Origin of the sequence: Acinetobacter sp. 40AMC3-4, from assembly GCF_049898185.1 — a bacterium.
In the GTDB taxonomy this organism is placed as follows: domain Bacteria; phylum Pseudomonadota; class Gammaproteobacteria; order Pseudomonadales; family Moraxellaceae; genus Acinetobacter.
The window spans coordinates 141904-164852 of sequence record NZ_JAFCXG010000003.1; the positions used below are offsets into that span (position 1 = coordinate 141904).

Below are 22949 nucleotides of genomic sequence, written 5' to 3' on the forward strand. Positions count from 1 at the left end.
ACTCAAAATTAAGACAAGAAAAAGCCAGCATCTACTGGCTTTTTTGTATTTAGCGAGGTACATCCTGCGTTAATTCTTCATAACTCATTTCAGTTTTCTGAATGGTCTTTAAGCGTTGCAGCTGGTGCTTGGCTTCCGCCTCATATCCATTAAAAGCTAAAAGTTTGGCATATTTGATCAGGTTATATTTAGTCGGATAACTCAAGACCATTTGTTCACCTTCCTGAATCTGTTCAGCAGACGCTTTGCTATAAGGATTCAGACGAATCCAGGCAATACGATGATTAAACTCAGTCAGTAGATAAATTGGTTTTTCATTGGTGATTTTTTCCGCCTGTTTCTCATAACGAATACTTTGCCCGAGTTTTGGTACTGCAACATCATAATCGCGATAAATCACAATTAATAGAAGTAACCCAACAGCAAAAATGAATTTCATACCAATTGATGGCATAACCACTTTTTTAGTTTTTGGACTTTGTGCCAGAACCGTACCCAGAATAAAACCTACTGGCAACAGGAAATAGGCATAATGCTGTGGAAACTCAAACATGGCATGCGTCACAAAAGCCCCGATCATCAAGATTCCAATGACAGATTCTGGCGTATTCACCCAGCGCTGTAACTGAAAGCCTAAATAACCAAAATATGCCAAGAAAGGCAGACCGATGATCAGTCCATTCCAGATCAGGAAATCAATAATAAAATTATGTGCACTACGGATCCACACCGGGCCTTGTACAGTATCGCTAACTGAAACGAACGCTGCGCTAGTTTGATACCAACCATAGCCAAACCAAGGTTGTGCCTGAATCGCTGCCAGCATTTGCTGCCAGATCGCAATACGCGACATATCTCCGGTAGCACGAGATACCACATCCCTGCTTTGTACGACGTCCGTATCCATTACTTGTGCAGCGAGCTGACTGAGTAATGGAAAAGCCACAATACAGGAAATAAAAAAAATGAACCACGCTGTGCTGTAATACCATTTCAGGCGGATAATGCCTTTATATTGGTAGAACGCCAGATATAGCATAATCGCGATTGCAGCAACCCAAGCAGTACGTGACTGACTTAAAGCCGCTCCCATAACAATCACTGCAGCGCAGGCAAATAACCATTTGGTATGGATTTTTTTATTTTCATATAAGTAAAGGCAGCTCATCAAAGCCATGACTAAAAAAGTTGCCATATTATTTGGCTGAGCGAAATTAGCATAGGGCCGCTGATTACCGCTGATATTCACCATACCTGGCAAAGTCGCGTCCAAATTAGTCCACTGGCAAAGTGCGATAATGCCTGTGACTGTACCTGAAGCCAAAAACACATAGCTAAGGTTGGTAAAGGTTTTTTCCCGATTATAATCTCCTATTGAAAGGTTATAACCCAACACACTCACGAGCCAAAAACTAAAGACAAAAATAAAGCCCATCATGGCTGTGCTAAAGAAAAAGACCTGTCCTGTCAGAAAATGTATAAATGGTACACAGGTGAGTAACAATAGCGGCAGACTAACTACTGGAATTCTTAATTTTTCTTTTAGACAGATTGTAGCTAGCACAAATAATGCAAAAAATGCGTATAGCTCACCCGTATAAGTGACCCAAGGACGATAATGAACAGGCATAAGCCATGCAAGAGAGATGAGGATTGCTGCGATAAGAGCAAGCGTGAATTTCATAGAAATTTAAGGCAGTGAAGATTGGGCACATGATAAACAAAAAGCAGATTAAAAGGTAATCTGCTTCTTGAATGAAAAATAGTATTTGGTTCTAAGAGTGAAAATTTTTATAATATTTTTTCAAAAAAGCTGATAACCATACTCCCAAAAACGGGGTGGTGTTGAAGGTAAGCTTCCTGACAAGACAGAAGTGTTTAAAAATAAGTAAAAAAATACAAATGTAATTATAAGCCACACAACAAAATATATAATTTTAGTTAAAGTTGATTTTTTATTATTAAGTGAATTAAAATAAGCTGAATGCTTAAATTCTGGATTTTTAAGCAAGAAAACAAATAACCAAAGTAGTGCAAACTGAGTAATCGGGTAAATATGAATACCCGAGAATGATAAATCTATAGCTATTGCTATTAATGCTGCGATGACAAAATAGTTTTTTTTAAGGTTCAAGCTTATTTTTCTTAAAATACTAAAAACAATATAAGCCAAGAAAGAAAATCCTATTAAGCCTGTTTCAGTTAAAATTTGAATAAATAAATTATGGGGATGCGCTGATAAGCTTGGGTATTGATCTAATTGATAAAAACCACACCCTAAAATTGGACTTTGTAACCAACATTGAAATGCATTTAGCCAAAGATCATAACGACCACTTGTAGAATCTCTAGCAATAGATCTCAAACTAGAACCTGATTGACTTGAGAAATGTATAATTAAAAAATAAGCTAACCACGTTAAACTATATATAAATATTAATTTTAACCGAGCCGACCTATTGAATATGCAAATTAACCCAATAAAAACCGTATAAGCTAAAGTTGCTGAACGACCACCATCCAAAAGAATTGATAAGAAAGCTAAGAATATAAAACACAAGTAGATAATTTTATATTTTTCTTTTAAAAAAAACCAAATTGCAAAAATAGAGAATATCAAAAAATAGCTATTATAAACACGTATATTCCATGGTAAAGGATACCAATTTTGATATTTTCCTGTATTCAAATACTCCCATAAAGACACAGGGAAAAAAATAAAAATAAACAAACTAGAAAACACAATCAATTTAGATAGTATTTCATTATACTTTAAAACAAAAAATGCTCTATATAATAAATAAAATAATAATATTTCAAAAAAAATTATTTGATAATTAAGCCAAAAAAACAAGCCAAAGAAAATAAAAAATAAAAAAACTAACTCTTTTTTAAAAAAAAAATTTCCTTTATTTATAAAACTATAGAAACCTAAACCTAATAAAAGTAAAATTTCTAAAACTCGAGCTTCATTGTAGAAATTAAAACTCAATTGAATAGAAATTCCTAAAATAAAAATAAAAAAATAAAGAGCTATAAATAGCTCTTTATTTTTTAAATGTTTAACTGAGTCAAACATTAGGTTCCACGACACTCTGCTGGTAAATATTTAATATCAGTAGTACCAGATTTAGCACACTTCCAAGTTACACCATTTGCACTTGCAGTCGGAGTCAAGGTGAATGCCGCTGCTTTTGCTTTATTAGTCATTGTTACTGTTATTACACCTGTAGCGGGTGTACATGTCACTGACGCCACATTAGCAGTAGCTGTACTAACGTCAGTAAATCCTAGACAGTTATTTGCAGCTAGTGCACCACCATTATTTGAGATATTTTCACTAACAGTAGCTTTTACTGCTGATGCAGCAGTCATGCCTTCTGATACACGCGCACGAACTGTATAATCTTGATAAGCAGGAATCGCAATCGCAGCAAGAATACCGATAATTGCAACAACAATCATTAACTCAATAAGGGTAAAACCCTTTTGTACTGTATTCATAACATTCTCCACAAATGTTTTTGTTTATTTATAAGCTTAAAAGAAAAAGCTCATTCCGCTTATTTTATATTTAGCACTAAGTGTGCCAAGTTTTATTATAATAAAATTGAGAGAAAAAACAGCACTTTAAAAAAATATTTTTATTTTTTGTAATCTTTGTGTTTTATTTTGTGTAACTAACTGACAAATTTTGTCAGTTAGTTGACTAAAATCACCCCAGAATGATTGGTTTATTCCCTAATTCATTCTTTAAATCATCTATTTTTCGATCATAGTACTGATCTAGAATTTCTCCAATCTGCTTCACACCTTCAATTACACCTTCTTTAAACTCCTGCTGAGCCAGATTTTGAATGATGCTTTGGCATATTTCATCCCAGACTTGCTGGGTCGTGGCATTCTTAATTCCACGGTCAATCACGATTTCAACCTTATGTTCACAAAGATTCAAATACAGGAGTACTCCACTATTATATTCTGTATCCCAAACACCTATCTCGGCAAATAATTGCCGTGCTCGGCATAAAGTATCTTGATAATAAGCAGAGCGAGAAGGCAAGCAGCCTTCAATCACCACCTGAATCTCTCCGACATGGCCATGCTCGGCTTCTTCGACCGCAAGTGCAATTGCATACTGATCCTGCTTGGAAAAAAAGCGCTTGGTTGCAGGCATATAAAAGAAATGCTTTAGCCAGCGCTTAAAACTCGGCTGTGCATGTTCTTCCAGCTTAGGTTGCGTGACAATCTCTGTCGTATCTGTAGTTGTTACCATGAGCCTGATGCTCCTCCCCCGCCAAAACTGCCACCGCCACCGCCGAAGCCGCCGCCACCAAATCCACCACGGCCACTACCACCGCCCCGGCCGCCACCAGCTAAAAAGGCATGTAAAATCAGCTGGGCAATAGAGGTGACCAATAAAAAGAAAATACCTGCGCCAATCATTAGGCTAGCAACCAAGCCTAAGCCATTCACCAATCCTGCCGCTGTACCTGCCACCGCTGCAGTTGCTGCGCTCAGACGTTTACCAAAGATCATGGAGCCAATAACACCTGCAACAATAATAAAGATGACACTCCCAAAAGTAGCTTGCGATGCTTTTTGAGCTTGATAGGCTTGTTCCTGACGTTCTTTGATTTCATCCGCGGCCTGTGCAGCAATTTCAGGATCTAAATTTAAAATACGTTCAATTTCGGTTAGTCCAGAATCAATGCCTTGCGCATATTGGCCTTGCTTAAAAAATGGCGTAATTTTGTCATGAATAATTCGACCTGCCACTATGTCAGGTAGTACACCCTCCAGACCATAACCGGTCAAAATTTGAATACGGCGATCATTAATGGCAATCGTCATCAACAAACCATTGTCGCGCTTGGCTGAACCCAGCTGCCAGGCTTCAGCAACGCGCATGGAGTAATCAAAAATATCTTCCTGCCCCGTGGTTGGAACAATGACTACACCTATTTGCCCTTTGCCTTCATTATAAAGTTTTAGAATGCGCTGACTGAGTTGCTGTTTTTCAGTGGGACTGAGTAAATTTGCCTGATCAATAACTGGTTCATTCAGGCTGGGCAAGTCGCGCTGAAGCTGCCCTTCAGCCATGTCATTGACAATTTGTGGCTGTGATGCTGCTGCAGTTTCTGTATTTTGGGCTGGAGTATTTTGATTATTTTTAGGCTGTAAGATTTCACGGGCTACGATGACTTCTTCAGTATCTGTAGCCGTCGCCGTTTCTGCTGAAACAAGTGTTGTCATTCCCATGCCCAGCATGAGAAGCAAACCAGCACAGTATTTCAGCAGCATCTCGAACATCTGATTCCTCACTTATTTAAAGATCTTACTTATTCAAAGGAAACCGTGGGAGCTTTCTGTGCACTTTGCTCGGCGCTAAAGTTCGGTTTGGTGTCCATGCCAATCACTTTAGCCGTCATCACCTGCGGGAACTGACGCGCATAAGAGTTAAAGTCCTGAACCGTTGTGATATAACGGTTACGTGCAACGGCAATCCGGTTTTCAGTGCCTTCCAGCTGGACCTGCAAATCACGGAACTGCTGGTTGGCTTTCAAATCAGGATAGTTTTCAGTTACTACCAGCAGACGTGACAAGGCACTGGTCATTTGCGATTGAGCTTCCTGATAGCGCTGGAATAGTTCAGGATTCTCTAGGACCTCTTTATCGACTTTTAAGCCGGCAACATTGGCACGTGCCTGAGTCACTTCGGTGAGCACCTGTTCTTCATGTGCAGCATAACCTTTCACGACATTGACCAGATTCGGCACCAGATCGGCACGGCGTTGGTACTGGTTCTGCACTTCTGACCATGCAGCCGTCACCGCTTCATCTTTAACCTGTAAGGTGTTATAGCCACAACCCGTCAGCGTGAGGGTACTGGCCAGCATCAAGGCGATAAGAGATTGTTTGAATACACGCATGATATCTTCTCCTCAATTATTTATTAATATTTATATAATTAATTTGATTTTAAACAGTATTTTCTAAAGTTTTGTTACTTTTTATAATCTTTTTTAATGGGCTCTCTTCAAGTTAGACAATATCCAAAAACAAAAAACCCGCCGTAGCGGGTTGTTTACATAACTTCAGTGAATTTTCAACTGTTAAACATCCAGATAATCCAGAATCCCTTCAGCTGCCTGACGGCCTTCCCAGATTGCAGTTACTACAAGATCTGAACCACGTACCATATCACCACCAGCGAAGATTTTTGGATTCGAGGTCTGGAATTTATATTGCTGCTGCTCAGCGGCAACGACACGACCTGAACCATCCAGATTAATTTCCACATCGGTGAACCAGTCAGCTGGGCTGGTACGGAAACCAAAAGCAAGCAGGACTGCATCCGCTGGAAGAGTTTCTTCTGAACCCGGAATCGGCTCTGGACTACGGCGACCACGACTGTCTGGCTCACCTAGCTGAGTAGTAATAAATTTCACGCCAGTAACTTTGCCATTTTCACCGACAATCTCGATAGGCTGACGGTTGAACTGGAAACTTACCCCTTCTTCACGCGCATTTTGCACTTCACGGCGTGAACCTGGCATATTTTCTTCATCACGACGATAAGCACACATCACAGATTCAGCACCTTGACGAATTGAGGTACGGTTACAGTCCATAGCTGTATCACCACCGCCTAAAACGATGACTTTCTTGCCTTCAACACTGATATATTCAGACGGATCTTTTTCCCAGCCTTGGCAACGGTTGACATTGGCAATCAGGAAGTCCAGCGCATCGTAAACACCATCTAGATCTTCACCGGCAAAACCACCTTTCATGTAAGTGTATGTTCCCATACCCATAAATACCGCATCATAATCTGCAAGTAACTGGTCGATGGTCACATCTGTACCAATCTCAGTGTTCAGACGGAATTCCACCCCCATACCCGTGAAGATTTCACGGCGGCGTTTCATTACGTCTTTTTCCATTTTGAATTCTGGAATACCAAAAGTCAGCAAACCACCGATTTCCGGACGCTTGTCAAATACCACAGGTTTTACCCCGTTACGCACCAGAATATCTGCACAGCCAAGTCCGGCAGGACCTGCACCAATGATCGCAACTTTTTTGTCTGTCCATTTCACATTGGACATATCTGGACGCCAGCCCAATGCAAAGGCAGTGTCGTTGATATATTTTTCGGCATTACCAATCGTCACCGCACCGAAACCGTCGTTCAGGGTACACGCCCCTTCACACAGACGGTCTTGCGGACAGACACGACCACAGACTTCTGGCAAGGTATTGGTCTGGTGACATAGTTCAGCCGCCTGGAACAGACGTCCTTCAGACACCAGTTTTAACCAGTTTGGAATGTAGTTATGTACCGGACATTTCCACTCACAGTACGGGTTACCACAGCCTAGGCAGCGATGCGTCTGATTGGCTGCAATTTCCGCTGTATAAGGCTTATAAATTTCCACAAATTCTGCTTTGCGGACATCAATCTCTTTTTTCTCTGGGTCTTGGCGTGCGACATCCAGGAATTGAAAGTCATTATTCAGGCGTTCTGCCATGTCTCTCTCCGTGGGGAGATGTAAGGGGTTCACAGTTGCCTTACATCTGCCTATGTTTCTGCAGTAGTGGAATTATTGTGGATCAGCTTGAGTGGTTTTCAACAGCGTTTGCAAGTTGGCTGCTTTTGGTTTTACCAACCAGAACTTGCGGCTGTAGAAGTCAAACTCATGGCGGATCTTGTACGCCCAAGCACTACCCGTTTCTTTAATATGTTCATCCAGGATACGACCCAGGAAGGCTTTGTGCTCTTCCATCGCTTCGGTGGAAATACGATTCAGCTCAATCAGTTCGTGGTTATAATGATCAACGAAGTCATTATCCAGATCAAGTACATAAGCAAAACCACCAGTCATACCCGCACCGAAGTTATGTCCGACTTTACCCAGCACTGTCACAATACCGCCGGTCATATATTCACAGCAGTGATCACCTGCACCTTCAATCACGGCAAATGCACCCGAGTTACGCACCGCGAAACGCTCGCCCGCTGTACCCGCGGCATATAACTTACCGCCAGTCGCACCGTATAAACAGGTGTTCCCAATAATCGCGGTATTTTGGGTCTGGAATGGTGAACCTTTTGGCGGGAAGATCGAGATGCGACCGCCAGCCATGCCTTTACCGACATAATCATTGGCATCGCCTTCTAGGCTGATATGCAGACCACCGGCATTCCAGACACCTAGTGACTGGCCTGCAGTACCATTCAGGTGAACTTTCACCGGATGGGCTTCCATGCTCAGGTTGCCATAGCGTTTTGCAATTTCACCAGACAGACGAGCACCAATCGAACGGTCACAGTTACCGATCGTAAAGCTATATTCACCGCCAGTTCCTGCTTCGATGGCAGGTAGAATCTCATCTACCATTTTCTCTGCCAGAATACCTTTATCAAACGGTGCATTGCCCTGAACTTCACAGTACTGTGCTTTACCTTCAGCTGCCGGATGCGACTCTAGCAGTTTGCTTAAATCAAGGTGTGCATGCTTTGCAGTTTCACCTGGCAAGACTTCCAGCAGATCCGTACGGCCAATCAGGTCTTTCAGACTCGATACACCGAGTGCCGCCAACCATTCACGGGTTTCTTCAGCAATAAAAGTGAAGAAGTTAATCAGCATTTGTGGCTCGCCAATATAATGCTCTTGACGTAAATGATCTTGTTGAGTCGCAACACCGGTTGCACAGTTATTCAAGTGGCAGATACGCAGGTATTTACAACCCAATGCGATCATTGGGGTTGAACCAAAGCCAAAGCTTTCTGCACCCAGAATTGCTGCTTTTACGACATCCAGACCGGTTTTTAAACCACCATCTGTCTGTACGCGAACTTTACCACGCAGGTCATTAACACGAAGGGCCTGATGCGCTTCAGAAAGACCAAGCTCCCACGGTGAACCTGCATGATGAATTGAAGAAAGTGGAGAAGCCGCTGTACCGCCATCATAACCAGAAATAGTAATGAAATCGGCATAGGCTTTCGCTACACCCGCCGCAATCGTACCGACACCCGGTTCAGAAACCAGCTTAACTGACACCATCGCCTGTGGGTTAACCTGTTTTAAATCAAAGATCAACTGTGATAAATCTTCAATTGAATAGATGTCGTGATGCGGAGGTGGCGAAATCAGCGTTACACCCGGTACAGAGTAACGTAAACGGGCAATGAGACCATTTACTTTACCACCCGGCAACTGACCACCTTCACCTGGTTTTGCACCTTGCGCGACTTTAATTTGAAGGACTTCTGCAGACGTTAAGTAAGCAGGGGTCACACCAAAACGGCCCGATGCAATTTGTTTGATTTTCGAGTTACGGATGGTACCGTAACGCGCTGGATCTTCACCGCCCTCACCTGAGTTCGAGCGACCACCAATCGTGTTCATGGCAATCGCAATCGCTTCATGAGCTTCAGGCGACAATGCACCCAAAGACATACCCGCAGAGTCAAAGCGAGGCAGGATATCTTCCACAGATTCCACTTGTTCGACTGGAATCGAGTTATCTGTTTTGAGCTTGAACAGGTCACGAATCGTCGCAATTGGACGCTTGTTCACCAGTTCAGCATATTCTTTAAAGTCGGCATAATTACCCGAACGCACTGCTTTATGTAGCGAGTTGATCACGTCTGGGTTAAAGGCATGATATTCCTTGCCAAAGACAAACTTCAGCAAACCGCCCTGATCAATTGGCTTACGGTTTTTCCAAGCAATATCCGCCAACTGTTTCTGATCATTTTCAAGGTCGACAAAAGTAGCACCCTGAATACGGCTTGGTACACCAATAAAGCATTTATCCACTACTTCATTGGATAAACCCACTGCTTCAAACAGCTGACCACCACGGTAAGAGGCAACCGTAGAAATACCCATTTTCGATAGAACTTTCAGTAGACCTTTTTCAATCCCCTTACGGAAATTGTTTTGTGCATAAATTGGATCACCCAATAATTCGCCTTTCGCGACCAGATCATTGATTACGTCATAAGCCAGGTACGGGTAGATGGCTGTCGCACCAAAACCAAGAAGCACCGCGAACTGATGTGGATCACGGGCAAAACCGGTTTCAATAATCAAGTTGGCATCTGTACGTAGACCAGTATTGATCAGGTAATGATGCACTGCACCAGTAATCATGAAAGCATTGGCAGGCAAGTAACCTTCACGGATTTTCTTGTCGGAAAGCACCAGTAGGGTTTTGCCATCACGAATGGCTTGTGCAGATTCTTCACAGATACGTGCAATCGCTGCTTCCAGACCTTCGGTTTCAGCATAGTTCAGGTCGATATCTGCAATTTCATAACCGGCACGACCCAGGGTACGGATCTGATGCATTTTCGAATTAGACAGTACAGGGCTGGAAATGATCAAGCGGTCTGCATGTTCAGGCCCCTGTTCAAATACATTTTGTTCACGACCTAAACAGGTTTCCAGTGACATCACAATCGATTCACGTAACGGATCGATTGGCGGGTTGGTCACCTGTGCAAACTGCTGCCGGAAATAATCCGACACATGGCGCACCTGACGTGACAATACTGCCATTGGAGTATCATCACCCATTGAGCCTACAGCTTCCTGACCGCTTTCAGCAATCGGACGCAACAACTGGTCACGCTCTTCAAAGGTCACCATGAACATTTTTTGTGCCGCTTTCAGGCCATCGCCTTTTAAGCCTTGATCACATAAATATTCTTCCAGCTCTGGACTACCTTGCAAACGCACAGAATTTTCACGTAACCATTCACGGTATGGACGCATACGTTTCAGATGATTATTGACATCTTGAGTATCCAGCACCTTACCGGTTTGCGTATCAATGACCAGCATTTGGCCAGGACCGACACGGCCTTTAGAAATCACATCTTCAGGTTGATAACCCCAGACACCAATTTCAGAAGCCAGCGTGATATAACCATTCTTGGTGATGACCCAACGCGCAGGACGCAGACCGTTACGATCCAGCATACAGATCGCATGTCGGCCATCCTGAATCACCAGACCAGCCGGGCCATCCCAAGCTTCCATATGTTTTGAGTTGAATTCATAGAAAGCACGCAGATCAGCATCTAAGGTTTCCACATTTTGCCAAGCAGGCGGAACCAGCATACGGAGTGCACGGAACAGATCCATGCCGCCACCCACCAGAATCTCCAGCATGTTGTCCAGGCTTGAAGAATCTGAACCGGTACGGTTCACAATTGGATTCAGTTCAGTTAAACCTGGCAATAATGGATTTTCAAATTTCGGCACACGCGCCATGGCCCAGTTACGATTCGCAGTAATGGTATTGATTTCACCATTGTGCGCCAGGTAACGGAACGGTTGTGCCAAAGGCCAGCGAGGCAAGGTATTGGTCGAGAAGCGCTGATGGAAGACCACGATATGCGATTCCAAACGTGGATCAGCCAGATCTGTATAAAAATCTGCAATCGCTTCCGGCATCATCAAGCCTTTATAGCTGATCACCGTTGAACATAAGGTAGTGACATAGAAAGACGTATCATTCACCAACAGTTGTTCTGCACGACGGCGTGCCAGGAATAACTTACGGTTAAATTCAACCTCAGTCACCCCCATTGGACAGTTAACAATAATCTGTTCAAATGCCGGCATCGATTGCAATGCAATTTCACCCAGTGCATCGACATTGGTCGGAATTACACGCCAAGCCAGAACGATTAAACCTTCAGCTTCAATCTCTTTGTTTAAGACCTGTTTGGCATGAGCAGCAAGCGCAGGATCAAGATTTAGAAACACCGAACCCACAGCAAACACTTCACTTAAGGTGGTATCGCTTAAGCGTTTTGCTTCTTCACGGAAGAATTTTTTCGGCATCGCCAAGAGCAAACCACAACCATCCCCGGTTTTGCCATCCGCGGCAATACCACCACGATGGGTCATACAACTCAAACTATGAATCGCGGTCTTGACGAGATCATGGCTAGCATCACCCTGCATATGGGCGATCAAACCGAAACCACAGTTATCTTTAAACTCATCCGGTTGGTATAAACCTTGAGCGGGAGCTACATTGTTAGGCGATGGCATGTGCATAGCGTACCCTTCTTTCACTAAGCCTCAACAGGCTATTAAACAATCTAAATTTTTCTCTGCGCTGGCGTCTAATGGACTTTCGAAGACCGTCTTGGTAGAGCAAAAGCATTTTTCTTTATTTCTTCAGATTAGTCCTTTTTTAGACTAAATGCATAACAAATAAAGTTTATTCTGCTCATGAATAACATAAAAATCTGGAATAAATATGACATTCATACAGTGTCATCGAATCATTTTTCGCGCTAAAACAGGGAGATTAATTCAATTCATGCACCAATAAAGCAAATTCCATGCCAACAAACAGCGCATAAATTAAAACAATACAGATGACAAAGATTTAGCGCAGAACAGCACTCTAAGGGTTAATTTTAATGTGCATTTTTTGCACCAAAAGCGCTCATTTTTAATTCTGTAATTTTTTGGATGCGCTATTTTAGACCGGACTAATTAAATGGATCACTAATCTCGTTATTTTGAGGACGCGGATTACTGCCCTGAGCAGGTCGATTATTGTTATTTTGTGGTTGAGGTATACTTTCTACAGCACTTTCAGATTTCTGCACATCAACTACATTTCCCGATGAATCACGTCGCACAATAGTGGTACTGGTAGTCGCAGCATCAGAGCTACGCGGCTTGGACTCAGTTTGGGTTTGCTGCTGTCTAAGTTGTACCGATTCATCTACTTTCGGCAAAGGCACATTTTTCAAACGAATTTCGTAAAGCTTTTGATTACTGGCCAATTCCTCTGAACCCAGATTATTGACCAGACTGACATATTGCTGCATTGCTACAACTTCAGGCTTGACTGAGGCCGGTAAATTTAACTTCAGTGTAGAGAGTGCCTGATTAGCTTGCGCCGCCGTCTTATATTGACCATATAACAATACATATTGTTCTGGCTGATTTTCACCCGAGATTCTTAAATAAATAAAAGGTTTACGATCGAACTGTTTCTTAAGGAAACTTTTTAATATTGCTTCATTGGTCACGCGAAACAATTCAATTGCATGCTGGTTTTTCGCTTCATTAACAAACTTGGTACCGCGGAATTCCGGCTCATGACTGGCATTCACGACGGTACGCGTATTTAGGTCCAGTGGTTTCACTTCCTGAAAAAGTGCACCAAGATGGGTCATTGTGGCGACTTTTTCTGGTTGAATCTGCAACTGAACTTCAGTTTCAGGCTTTTTTTCAATTTCGACGACATCATCTGAATCAGTCACCGCCCAAAAAACTAAGGCAGCAAATAGGCAGCATACACCACAGACCAGCCAGAAATAATGCTGAATCTTTTGCCAAGGAGTATGTAATGCTACCATAAAACTAAACCTATGCCTGACTGGCTAAAATTGCCTGTTTCATTAACTCGAGATCAAAGTCTCGGGTAATCACTGCTTCGCCTAATTGCTTTAATAACACCAGACGCAATTGTCCATTTAAGACTTTTTTGTCATGGGCCATATAGGCCAGAAAATCATCCAGAGGGATTTTAGGACAAACCACAGGAAGTTTGGCACGAGAAATGATTTTTTTTGTACGTTCTAAATCTTCTTGAGAAATCCAACCCATACGCTGTGACAGATCCGCAGCCATCACCATACCGGTGGCAACAGCCTCGCCATGTAGCCAGACACCATACCCCATGTAGGATTCAATCGCATGACCAAAGGTATGACCTAAATTAAGTAAAGCACGTTCCCCTTGCTCTTTCTCATCATTGGCTACGATCCGTGCCTTATGCGCACAGGAACGATAAACGGCTTCAGCCAATAATTTCTCATCACGAGCGACCAGAGCATCCATCTTTTCTTCAAGCCAGACCAGAAATGACTCATCGCCTAGCAGCGCATATTTAATCACTTCAGCTAAACCTGCTGAAAGCTCTCGATCAGGCAAAGTAGAAAGCTGCGACATATCCGCCAGTACCACTTGAGGTTGCTGGAAAGCACCAATCATGTTTTTACCCAATGGATGATTAATCCCGGTTTTACCACCGACACTTGAATCTACTTGCGAAAGCAAGGTCGTCGGCACTTGGATAAAGTACACACCGCGCTGGAAACAGGCCGAGGCAAAGCCAGCCATATCTCCAATCACACCACCACCTAATGCCAGTACAGTACAGTCCCGGTTAAACCCAGCTTCAAGCAGTGCATCAAAAATCAGGTTCAGATGCTGGCTATCTTTATATTTTTCACCATCAGGCAGAATACAGGCCGCAACACGTTTGTCCAGAGCCTCAATCGCCGTTTGATAACGCTGCAAATAAAGTGGTGCAATCGTAGTATTGCTCACAATCATCACTTGCTTGCCATGAATATAGGGTGCCAATAAGGCCTGTGGATCCAGATCGCTCCCGATAAAAATAGGGTAACGACGTTCTCCGAGTTCTACATATAAGGTTTGCATGCTTGATTAACCACTTTATTCAATGAACTTAGTTTTTGGAAGTAATGAGATTGAGAATCCGCTGCGCCAGATCACGCGCAGCACCCTGATTGGTCTCAATAATATGATGCGCTACTTCACGATACAAGGGATCGCGGACCGCCAATAAATCACGTAACTTTTGTTCCGGATTTTCGACTTGGAGGAGGGGACGGTTTTTATCGCGATAGGTACGTTGCAGTTGAATTTCAACCGGCGTATAGAGATAGACAACAATTCCGCGCTGTTTCAGATAATCCCGATTTAAGGTCTGAGTAATGGCCCCACCACCAGTGGCTAAAACCAGATGGGGACGTGAGGTAAGGTCATTAATGACAGCAGTTTCACGGTCACGGAAACCCTGCTCCCCTTCTTTTTCAAAAATCCAGGGAATGGTCGCGCCTGTTTTACGTTCAATTTCATGATCACTGTCTAGAAATTCACGCCCTAACAATTCTGCGAGATGTCGTCCTACTGTTGTTTTACCGGCCCCCATCGGCCCTACCAAATAAATATTTGGCAGGGTTTCAAACTCTTTGCTTGGCAAGGAGTCACCTATTCGTTTTGTTAAATTCAAAATATATTAATGATTTCTTGAAACACTGTCATTAACAATTCGAGGTGTAACGAAAATCAGTAGCTCACGTTTATTATCCGACTTTAAATCTTTACGGAATAAACGTCCTACATAAGGAATATCCCCCAGGAAAGGTACCTTAGTTTGTGCATTACGGGTTTCTTGCTCAAAAATACCGCCTAGAACCACGGTTTCGCCATTGTCCACCAAGACATTGGTAGTGATCTGGTTTTTGTTAATAGTGAGCTGTCCAGTCGGTGTCGGGTTACCCGGTGAGTCACTGGTAATATTGAGTTCCATCTGTACTTTGCCATCTGGCGTAATGCTTGGTGTGACATCCAGACTTAGCGTAGCATCAATAAATTCCGTAGTAGATACTGCATTCGCACCACCACCCTCTGCTGACTGATACGGAATTTGAGAACCAGAGGCAACAGTTGCTTTCTGCTTGTCTGCAGTCAGTACTTTAGGGGTAGAAATCACCTCACCATAGCCATCTGCCTGAAGTGCAGAAAGCTCAAGATCCAGCATAAAATCAGAAAGGCTGATCAAACCAAAGGCAATACGACTGGCACCTGGACTGGTTACCCCCAAATCCACATTTAAGTTATCTGGTCTTTGAATATCGTAGGTCCAGCGACCTGTTTCACTATCTAGTTCTGGCTCTCTAAGATCCCATAACGTCGTGTCACTACCACCGACCAGAAGATTATTATTGTTGGTAATTCCTTGAGACAGAATCCCCCACTTCACTCCCATTTCTTTGGTGAAGTCCGTGGTAGCTCGCACAATACGTGCTTCAACCATTACCTGCTTTACCTGTACATCCAGTAAGTCTACCATATTACGGATTTTATCAATAAAAGGCTGGGTATCATTCACAATAATAGTATTGGTTCGTGCATCAATAGACACAGAGCCACGTGAACTCAATAAGCTTTCTCTCTCATCATTATTTGTAGTGTTACTCGAACTACCTGAACTAGATGCGCCTTTATTCTGCGTAATCAGTTTTTCGATATCAGCAGCTTTGGCATAACTCAGCTGCATATATTCAGTTTGGATAGGGGCAAGTGCAACACTCTGCTTAATAGCCTTAGCTTCTTCCTCCTCAGCCTTAATCAGCTCTGCAACTGGTGCGATCCAGATCACATTGCCATTACGGCGTTTATCCAGGTTTTTGGTTTTCAGCACAATATCCAGCGCCTGATCCCAAGGTACCTCTTTCAAGCGCAAGGTAATATTACCTTGCACACTATCTGCAGCCACCATATTGATATCGGTAAAATCTGCCAATAACTGCAACACGCGGCGCACTTCAATATCTTGGAAATCTAGCGAAATTTTCTTACCGCTATAAGCGACAGTTTTAGGACGCAATGGACTCTTGGCTTCCGGACGTTTCAAGCTGATGGTCAGCTTATTATCTGTTTGGTAAGCCATATATTCATAACTTTCCGCAGACTGAATCGTAATGACTCCTGAACCATTTTGATTCACAGCATCCACACTTGATACCGGAGTCGCGAAATCTGTCACATTAAGACGGCGGGTCAAATGAGCCGGAATCTTGGAACCTAAAGTGCGCACAATAACCTTGGTACCCTGCTGCTGTACATCAACAGGAGTATTATTTCCTAATAGATCAATAACGACCTGGCCTTCACCTTGCGTACCGCGCTGGAAACCAATATTGCTAATACCCTGAGCTGACTGTTGCTGCACAGGTTGAGCTATGGCTACAGGAGTTGCAGAGTTAATTTTAAGAATAAAAGTATTGCCTTCCACGCGAGTCGTAAAGGCACCTGCATCTGTCAGATTAACCGTCAAACGGGCACGCTGTGCATCCGAAGTGACCTCCACTGAACTGGCTTCACGCGTTGCGACCGGAATGTTGCTTTGTTTTAAATTCTGTTGTGCCTTGTCAAAGTCCAGAATCAAACGTGACGGTGATTCTAATTGGTAGGCCTGTGGTTGTGGTGGCAAACCATTGAACATCACCCGAATCTCAGTTCCTTGTCCAGGAAGCTGCATGGGTACTACATTGGTCATTGAAACCTGTGCACTAGCCGCTTGCATCACTGCAATCGCAACAGCACCCATGGAAAACTGACGAAACACACGATTCATTGTATTAACATCCCCAAAAATAAATTCTTTAATACTCTTATTCATTGTTATTCCTTTAAAACTCATGGCGTCGGCCCGATAAGAACCAGACTTCGCGGACGTTCCACATATCCTTCACGGCCATCTGGAATAATCTCAATCAAATCGATCTGTGTTGGTGTAATTCCAACCACACGACCATGATTAAGTCCCATATAGCTACCACGTTGGATCCGCTCAACCTCACCATCAGGCGTCTGGATTAAAGCCAGAATCTGTCCTGCCTGATTGCGCATACTGCCTTTCATGGTCAACGTTTCGAGCGGATAACTTTCTAGCGGTTGCAGTTGACGTGATAGGTTTGGATAAACCCGTTTCCCCGCCATAATTTTCAGTTCAGCCGCCAGAGAGCTTGGTAAAAAAGGACTTTTAATCTGATGTGCTGCATAGCTGAAGGTTTCAACTGGCATAAAATCAGGAGCCGGTTCAATCGGCAAAGGCGGCTGATTACGAATATTGGCCATTTCCTGATTGACAGCATCAATGCGTGAATCGCATCCCAATAATAAAAACCCAAGTGTTAAAGCCGAAGTAATCTTAATGTTCTTCATTACTGCGCCCCCTGAGTAGTGCTATTAGCTGCAGCGCTTTCCGCATTACCGACATAACGATAAGTTTTGGCTTTCACCACATAATCAATGACCGGAATTTCAGATTTTTTCTCTTTGTTTTCAGTACCGGTAATGGTGAAATCATGCAGTGTGACAATACGCGACAAGCCGGCAATACTGCTGACAAAAGAACCAAAAGCGTGATAATCCCCAGTGGCTTCAATTGCAATCGGCTGTTCAATAAAGAATTCTTGTTTAATTTCCGGTTCCAGACGGATATTTTTAAACTTCAGGCCTGAATTCACACCGCTCAGGTTAATATCTTCAACCAGACCCGGAATCTCAGTTTCTTTCGGTAACTGTTCTAACTGCTGATTAAAACGAGCTTCCATTTCCTGAAGCTGGATTTGATATTGTTGTAAGTTGCGTAATTTGGATTCTTTTTCACGGAATTCATTCAGCAGGTTTTGTTCCTGGGCACTGGCTTGTGAAATCGATTCAATTGTACTTCTGATCATGACAAAGTAAATCACTGCAAAGGCCAGTGCAACAATAAAAATCCAGCAGGTAATTTTGACTGATAAAGGCCAACTACCATAATTGCTTGGATCCAATGTATTGAATTGCTGAAAAAACTTTTCAACAGTCATTTTATTTTTGGGTACAGCGACGACATCCTGGCTGAACTCATCGAATTCCTCATTACTCATGATGATGCCCCCGTAGTTGTAGTGACTGCTTGTTGTTCTTCGTTAAGGACTGGCTGAGCGATCTGATCCAGATCGACCGTCACGGTAAAACTGCCATAAGATTCTTCCACACGTGGAATAATCGAGCTCGGTGCCTTTTCTTTGGCTTCTTCAGCCACCAGAAAGGCATTCATAAAGGCATTTCGATACCAAGATGAAGCCTCCAGATTACGGAGCAGTTCTGCTACTGTATTTGGACTCTCAGCCCGACCTTCAATGGTAAACTTATCGCCGATACGCTGGAATTTGGTGATATACATATTGCTTGGGGTCACCCGTACAATTTCATCAATCAAATGTACCGCAATCGGACGCTGAGTTTGTAGACCCTGAATCAGTTTCATCCGTTCAACAATCGCATTACGCTGCTCTTGCAAACCTTCAAGCGCCTTTAACTGCACATCCAGATTCTGGTTGGTACTTTGAATCAGCTGATTGGCCTGCTCCTGATCCTGAAGTTTGTGATCATAATAAAACCAGGTTGAACCTGCTGCCGCTAATCCCAAGAAAAGCGCCCCCACGCAGATTGCCACAAATTCATTATTTCTTTTAATTCTTAGCTCATCACGCCAAGGAAGTAAGTTAATTCTTGCCATTAATCAAAACTCCTTAATGCCAAACCGCATGCAACCATGAGTGATGACGCGTCATTTTCAATTTTTTTAATATCAATTTGAGGAGAAAAGCCCATTTGCAAAAATGGATTCGCGATCGTGACACGGTAACCGAGTTTTTGTTGTAATAATTTTGCCAGACCTGGAATATTGGCATTCCCGCCGGCCAGTAAAATATGGTCAATCTCATTAAACTGAGAAGATGAAAAGAAGAATTGTAATGAACGGGCTGCCTGTTGTACCACGGCATCCAAGAAGGGTTCTAGGACTTCAATATCATAATCATCAGGCAAGGCACGGGTTTTTTTAGCACGTCCAGCTTCTTCAAAGGATAATCCATAACGATTCTGAATTTCCTGAGTTAATTGCTTACCGCCAAACACCTGCTCACGAGTATAAATAATCTTGTTGTTCTGCATCACCGACAAGGTCGTCATACTATGACCAATGTCTAAGATACCAACCGTATTGACCCCCATCGGCAAAGTGTCCGAAAATACCTTAAAGGCATTTTCCAGCGCAAAACTTTCTACATCTGCAATCTTAGGCGTTAGACTGCTAATCTCTAAAACTTCAGAACGTGCTTCGACATTTTCGATCCGTGTCGCGACCAGCAGCACATTGACCCGGTTCGGATTGGAAAGGCGGTCTGGCAGAACTTCAAAGTCCAGACTCGCTTCATCGAGTGGAAAAGGAATATATTGTTCCGCATCTTCACGAATCTGAACTTCACGTTCATCATCCGACATGTCTGCATCCATCTCAATGATTTTGGTGATGACCATTGAAGTTGGAATCGCAAAAGCGGCCTGATTCGACTGGGTATTACCCAAATTAATTGCACGCCCAAGGGCATCAGCGACAGCTTCTGGGTTTAAGATGTTTTTTTCAACAACACTGTTTTCCGATAATGGGATCAAAGCATAGCTCTCTACCCAGTAACGGCCACTTTTTACAGAAAGTTCTAAAACCTTAACAGAAGTCGAACTAATATCGACTCCTATTAACCCCTTATTTGGTTTACGATATAACCTGCGCACAATACACTTCCTATTATTTTTTTGTCCCCAATTCAATCTAACTTACCAATTGGTCCAGTCTATAATTTTATATAGATACAATAACTCATCTAACAATATGGATATCGACAGGATATACTGACCGGTAATTAGTTCGCCATTAGCTCTTATTAAAACTTACTTGTTATGAAAAAGCTATCTTGTTCAGGCCTTGTTCATCCATTTTTTTTGATCATTATCATTATACTGATCTCAATTCCGATGGGTTTCTATGGCATGTATCTCTATATTGCCCCATCTTTGCCTGAAATGTCTACGCTTAAAAAGGCCCCTTTATTAAAGCCTTTACAAGTATTTAGTTCAGATAATGAATTAATTGCCGAATATGGAGGCAAGCTTTCTGTTCCCGTGAAATATGAACAAATTCCACCCGAGTTTATTCATGCTTTCCTCGCAGCCGAAGATTCCAGCTTTTTTGAGCATAGCGGAATCAGCTTTAAAAGCTTGGGACGCGCACTCAGTGAGACGGTGACCGGATCGGATGTACAGACCGGTGGTTCGACCATTACCATGCAAGTGGCAAAAAACTATTACCTTAGTCCTGAACGGACGCTGAAGCGCAAACTGACGGAAATTTTTCTGGCCCGTAAAATTGAGCAAAACTTAAGTAAAGAAGAAATTCTGACCTTGTATGTCAATAAAATTTTCTTGGGAAAAAATGCTTACGGCATCGCAGCAGCAGCTAAAATTTACTATAACAAGAGTTTAGAAGAGCTTTCAATTGCACAAATGGCCATGATCTCTGGCCTGCCTAAAGCACCGTCTCGATACAATCCGGTCGCCAATCCCAAGCGTGCCTTAGAACGTCGTAACTGGATTTTGGGGCGTATGCTGCAACTGGGCTATCTAAATCAGAGCCAATATCAGCAAGCTATTGCTGAACCGATTAATCTGGATATGCCCGACCGGAGTACCCGAAACAAATTCCCGTATGTCGGTGAAATGGTACGTTCTGAACTGGTACAAAACTTTGGTGAACAGGCGGTAGATTCCGGCTATAAAGTCTATACCACTATTCATAGTGAACGTCAGGCCTATGCGGAGCAAGCGGTACAAGAAGGCTTAGAGGCTTATGACCGTCGACATGGCTGGCGTGGTGCTGAAGCACATGATCAACCTCTCGACAAGTTCCGTGCTTATGCTAACACCTATCCCGCGCAAGTAACCAAGGTGGGCACTTCCAGCTTTGAAGCACTCATGCAGGACGGAAGTAGCGTAACTGTTCCTTGGTCAGGTATGTCCTGGGCGCGTCGCTTTCGTAACGTCAACAGTGTAGGTGGCGCACCGAGCAAAGCGTCCGAAATTGTCAAAGTCAAAGATATTGTTCGCTTAAGACCCAATGAAAATAAAACCTCTTGGTCATTGGTGCAGATCCCCAATGTGCAAGGACAATTGATTGCTATCAACCCAAATAATGGTGCGATTGAAGCCATTGTCGGGGGATATAACTTTTATCAGTCGAAATTTAACCGTGCAACCCAAGGTTGGCGTCAACCCGGTTCTACTATTAAGCCTTTTGTTTATGCGCTGGCTTTAGAACGTGGCATGACACCACATACCATGGTCAATGATGTACCCATTACCATTGGCAAATGGACGCCACGTAACTCGGATGGCCGTTATCTGGGTATGATTCCGCTACGTCGTGCACTTTATCTGTCACGTAATACAGTCTCAGTGCGCTTATTACAGGCCGTCGGGATTGAACGTACACGTCAGTTATTTATGGATTTTGGTTTACAGGACAGCCAGATTCCTCGTAACTATACCATTGCCTTAGGTACCCCGCAGGTTCTCCCGATTCAGATGGCGACTGGCTATGCCACCTTTGCCAATGGCGGTTACCGAATTCAGCCGCACTTTATTACCCGTATTGAAGATGCCTATGGCAATACCATCTTTGAAGCCAAGCCTGAATATGCCTGCATTTCATGTATTAATGAAAAAGAAGAAACAGTTCAAACCACTGACCCTATTACCGCAGATGACGAAGCAATTGCAATCAACAATACAACTTTAGAGCAAAAACAGGCTGCACCTAAAGTCTCTGCCGAAGACAGTAATTATCGTCAGGCACAGCGTATTTTAAAATCTAGCTCTGCCTATGACATGGCCAATATTTTGCGTGACGTGATTCAACATGGTACTGGCCGTGCCGCATTAAGAATTGGTCGCAGCGATATCGGTGGGAAGACCGGTACCACTAATGATGCCAAAGATGCTTGGTTTGCTGGCTTCAATGGCAAGCTGGTCACTGTCACCTGGGTAGGCTTTGACCAGCCGACCACCTTAGGTCGCCGTGAATATGGTGGTGTAGCAGCTTTACCGATCTGGACCGATTTTATGGGCAAGGCATTAAAAGGCCAGCCGGAAGCATGGGTACGTTTAGACCGCAATGCCAAGGCACCGGTAAATCGCAACAAGGGGGTTCAGGCTGATGAAGCACAGAATGATCCGTCTTCTCCGCCTCTGGCGACAGCGCTTTACCGTCCTGCACCTGTGGTCGTCCCGAAACGTACAGAAACTGACTTTGAGGATTTACCGGATCAACCGATTCGTTTACCAGATGATGAAGGTTCTGCACCTCAAGAACAGCCTCTTCAGCCAAACCGGGTAGACTCACTGGAAAATCTGATCGAAGAAGTCCAGTAATCTGAAGATATAAAAAAGCCCTCAGTTGAGGGCTTT

At 43.2% G+C, this 22949-nt stretch carries 17 protein-coding genes; 1 reads left to right on the plus strand and 16 read right to left on the minus strand.

Annotated features, from left to right (window positions below):
- Positions 1-49 precede the first annotated feature (49 nt).
- The 16 genes from ACP7BU_RS05575 to ACP7BU_RS05650 all read right to left on the minus strand — a co-directional run bounded on the left by ACP7BU_RS05575 (position 50) and on the right by ACP7BU_RS05650 (position 20222).
- Complete coding sequence (locus ACP7BU_RS05575) at positions 50-1684, minus strand: Wzy polymerase domain-containing protein (RefSeq protein WP_425879404.1); 1635 nt, start codon at positions 1682-1684, stop codon at positions 50-52.
- Positions 1685-1804: 120 nt separating this feature from the next.
- Positions 1805-3079 carry an O-antigen ligase family protein gene (locus tag ACP7BU_RS05580; protein WP_425879402.1) on the minus strand — a complete coding sequence of 425 codons (1275 nt, stop codon included), beginning with the start codon at positions 3077-3079 and terminating at the stop codon, positions 1805-1807.
- Positions 3079-3504, minus strand: coding sequence for a pilin (locus tag ACP7BU_RS05585; RefSeq protein WP_425879400.1), 426 nt, complete (start codon positions 3502-3504; stop codon positions 3079-3081). Before ACP7BU_RS05585 ends, ACP7BU_RS05580 begins: the two co-directional genes overlap by 1 nt.
- Positions 3505-3715: 211 nt before the next feature.
- Entirely contained in the window at positions 3716-4276 is a 561-nt protein-coding gene (locus tag ACP7BU_RS05590) for a TPM domain-containing protein (protein ID WP_425879399.1), read from the minus strand.
- Positions 4270-5313, minus strand: coding sequence for a TPM domain-containing protein (locus tag ACP7BU_RS05595; protein ID WP_425879397.1), 1044 nt, complete (start codon positions 5311-5313; stop codon positions 4270-4272). Before ACP7BU_RS05595 ends, ACP7BU_RS05590 begins: the two co-directional genes overlap by 7 nt.
- Positions 5314-5342: 29 nt before the next feature.
- On the minus strand, positions 5343-5933 hold the full coding sequence (locus ACP7BU_RS05600; RefSeq protein WP_312586370.1) for a LemA family protein: 591 nt from the start codon (positions 5931-5933) through the stop codon (positions 5343-5345).
- A 183-nt stretch (positions 5934-6116) separates the two neighbouring features.
- Positions 6117-7538 (minus strand): FAD-dependent oxidoreductase, encoded by a 1422-nt coding sequence (locus ACP7BU_RS05605; RefSeq protein ID WP_425879395.1) that lies wholly within the window; start codon positions 7536-7538, stop codon positions 6117-6119.
- A gap of 72 nt (positions 7539-7610) precedes the next feature.
- Positions 7611-12086 (minus strand): glutamate synthase large subunit, encoded by a 4476-nt coding sequence (gene gltB, locus ACP7BU_RS05610; protein WP_425879393.1) that lies wholly within the window; start codon positions 12084-12086, stop codon positions 7611-7613.
- A 449-nt stretch (positions 12087-12535) separates the two neighbouring features.
- Complete coding sequence (locus tag ACP7BU_RS05615) at positions 12536-13414, minus strand: hypothetical protein (protein ID WP_425879391.1); 879 nt, start codon at positions 13412-13414, stop codon at positions 12536-12538.
- Positions 13415-13424: 10 nt separating this feature from the next.
- A complete protein-coding gene (aroB, locus tag ACP7BU_RS05620) occupies positions 13425-14504 on the minus strand; it encodes a 3-dehydroquinate synthase (RefSeq protein ID WP_425879389.1) in 1080 nt (359 codons plus the stop codon).
- 28 nt (positions 14505-14532) lie between these two features.
- Positions 14533-15069 carry a shikimate kinase AroK gene (gene aroK, locus ACP7BU_RS05625; RefSeq protein WP_005101380.1) on the minus strand — a complete coding sequence of 179 codons (537 nt, stop codon included), beginning with the start codon at positions 15067-15069 and terminating at the stop codon, positions 14533-14535.
- A 36-nt stretch (positions 15070-15105) separates the two neighbouring features.
- Positions 15106-17274 carry a type IV pilus secretin PilQ gene (pilQ, locus tag ACP7BU_RS05630; protein ID WP_425879387.1) on the minus strand — a complete coding sequence of 723 codons (2169 nt, stop codon included), beginning with the start codon at positions 17272-17274 and terminating at the stop codon, positions 15106-15108.
- A 17-nt stretch (positions 17275-17291) separates the two neighbouring features.
- The gene (locus ACP7BU_RS05635) at positions 17292-17819 is read right to left on the minus strand and encodes a pilus assembly protein PilP (protein WP_425879385.1); all 528 of its coding nucleotides are present in this window, start codon (positions 17817-17819) and stop codon (positions 17292-17294) included.
- Positions 17819-18529, minus strand: coding sequence for a type 4a pilus biogenesis protein PilO (locus ACP7BU_RS05640; RefSeq protein WP_425879383.1), 711 nt, complete (start codon positions 18527-18529; stop codon positions 17819-17821). The genes ACP7BU_RS05635 and ACP7BU_RS05640 overlap by 1 nt, the downstream gene beginning before the upstream one ends.
- Complete coding sequence (locus ACP7BU_RS05645) at positions 18526-19164, minus strand: PilN domain-containing protein (RefSeq protein ID WP_044109012.1); 639 nt, start codon at positions 19162-19164, stop codon at positions 18526-18528. Before ACP7BU_RS05645 ends, ACP7BU_RS05640 begins: the two co-directional genes overlap by 4 nt.
- Positions 19164-20222: a pilus assembly protein PilM gene (locus ACP7BU_RS05650; RefSeq protein ID WP_004644949.1), complete on the minus strand. Its 1059-nt coding sequence runs from the start codon at positions 20220-20222 to the stop codon at positions 19164-19166. Before ACP7BU_RS05650 ends, ACP7BU_RS05645 begins: the two co-directional genes overlap by 1 nt.
- A 165-nt stretch (positions 20223-20387) precedes the next feature.
- On the opposite strand from ACP7BU_RS05650, the gene ponA reads away from it, so the two are divergent.
- Positions 20388-22913 (plus strand): penicillin-binding protein PBP1a, encoded by a 2526-nt coding sequence (gene ponA, locus ACP7BU_RS05655; protein ID WP_425879380.1) that lies wholly within the window; start codon positions 20388-20390, stop codon positions 22911-22913.
- The last annotated feature ends 36 nt before the right edge of the window (positions 22914-22949 follow it).

Excerpts from the sequence above, each read along its gene's own strand:
- ACP7BU_RS05635 (WP_425879385.1), bottom strand. The coding sequence starts at position 17,819 with ATGAAGAACATTAAGATTACTTCGGCTTTAACACTTGGGTTTTTATTA.
- ACP7BU_RS05580 (WP_425879402.1), bottom strand. The coding sequence starts at position 3,079 with ATGTTTGACTCAGTTAAACATTTAAAAAATAAAGAGCTATTTATAGCT.
- ponA (WP_425879380.1), top strand. The coding sequence starts at position 20,388 with ATGAAAAAGCTATCTTGTTCAGGCCTTGTTCATCCATTTTTTTTGATC.
- ACP7BU_RS05640 (WP_425879383.1), bottom strand. The coding sequence starts at position 18,529 with ATGAGTAATGAGGAATTCGATGAGTTCAGCCAGGATGTCGTCGCTGTA.
- gltB (WP_425879393.1), bottom strand. The coding sequence starts at position 12,086 with ATGCCATCGCCTAACAATGTAGCTCCCGCTCAAGGTTTATACCAACCG.
- ACP7BU_RS05605 (WP_425879395.1), bottom strand. The coding sequence starts at position 7,538 with ATGGCAGAACGCCTGAATAATGACTTTCAATTCCTGGATGTCGCACGC.
- aroB (WP_425879389.1), bottom strand. The coding sequence starts at position 14,504 with ATGCAAACCTTATATGTAGAACTCGGAGAACGTCGTTACCCTATTTTT.
- ACP7BU_RS05595 (WP_425879397.1), bottom strand. The coding sequence starts at position 5,313 with ATGTTCGAGATGCTGCTGAAATACTGTGCTGGTTTGCTTCTCATGCTG.
- pilQ (WP_425879387.1), bottom strand. The coding sequence starts at position 17,274 with ATGAATAAGAGTATTAAAGAATTTATTTTTGGGGATGTTAATACAATG.
- ACP7BU_RS05645 (WP_044109012.1), bottom strand. The coding sequence starts at position 19,164 with ATGGCAAGAATTAACTTACTTCCTTGGCGTGATGAGCTAAGAATTAAA.
- ACP7BU_RS05615 (WP_425879391.1), bottom strand. The coding sequence starts at position 13,414 with ATGGTAGCATTACATACTCCTTGGCAAAAGATTCAGCATTATTTCTGG.
- ACP7BU_RS05575 (WP_425879404.1), bottom strand. The coding sequence starts at position 1,684 with ATGAAATTCACGCTTGCTCTTATCGCAGCAATCCTCATCTCTCTTGCA.
- ACP7BU_RS05585 (WP_425879400.1), bottom strand. The coding sequence starts at position 3,504 with ATGAATACAGTACAAAAGGGTTTTACCCTTATTGAGTTAATGATTGTT.
- ACP7BU_RS05600 (WP_312586370.1), bottom strand. The coding sequence starts at position 5,933 with ATGCGTGTATTCAAACAATCTCTTATCGCCTTGATGCTGGCCAGTACC.
- ACP7BU_RS05590 (WP_425879399.1), bottom strand. The coding sequence starts at position 4,276 with ATGGTAACAACTACAGATACGACAGAGATTGTCACGCAACCTAAGCTG.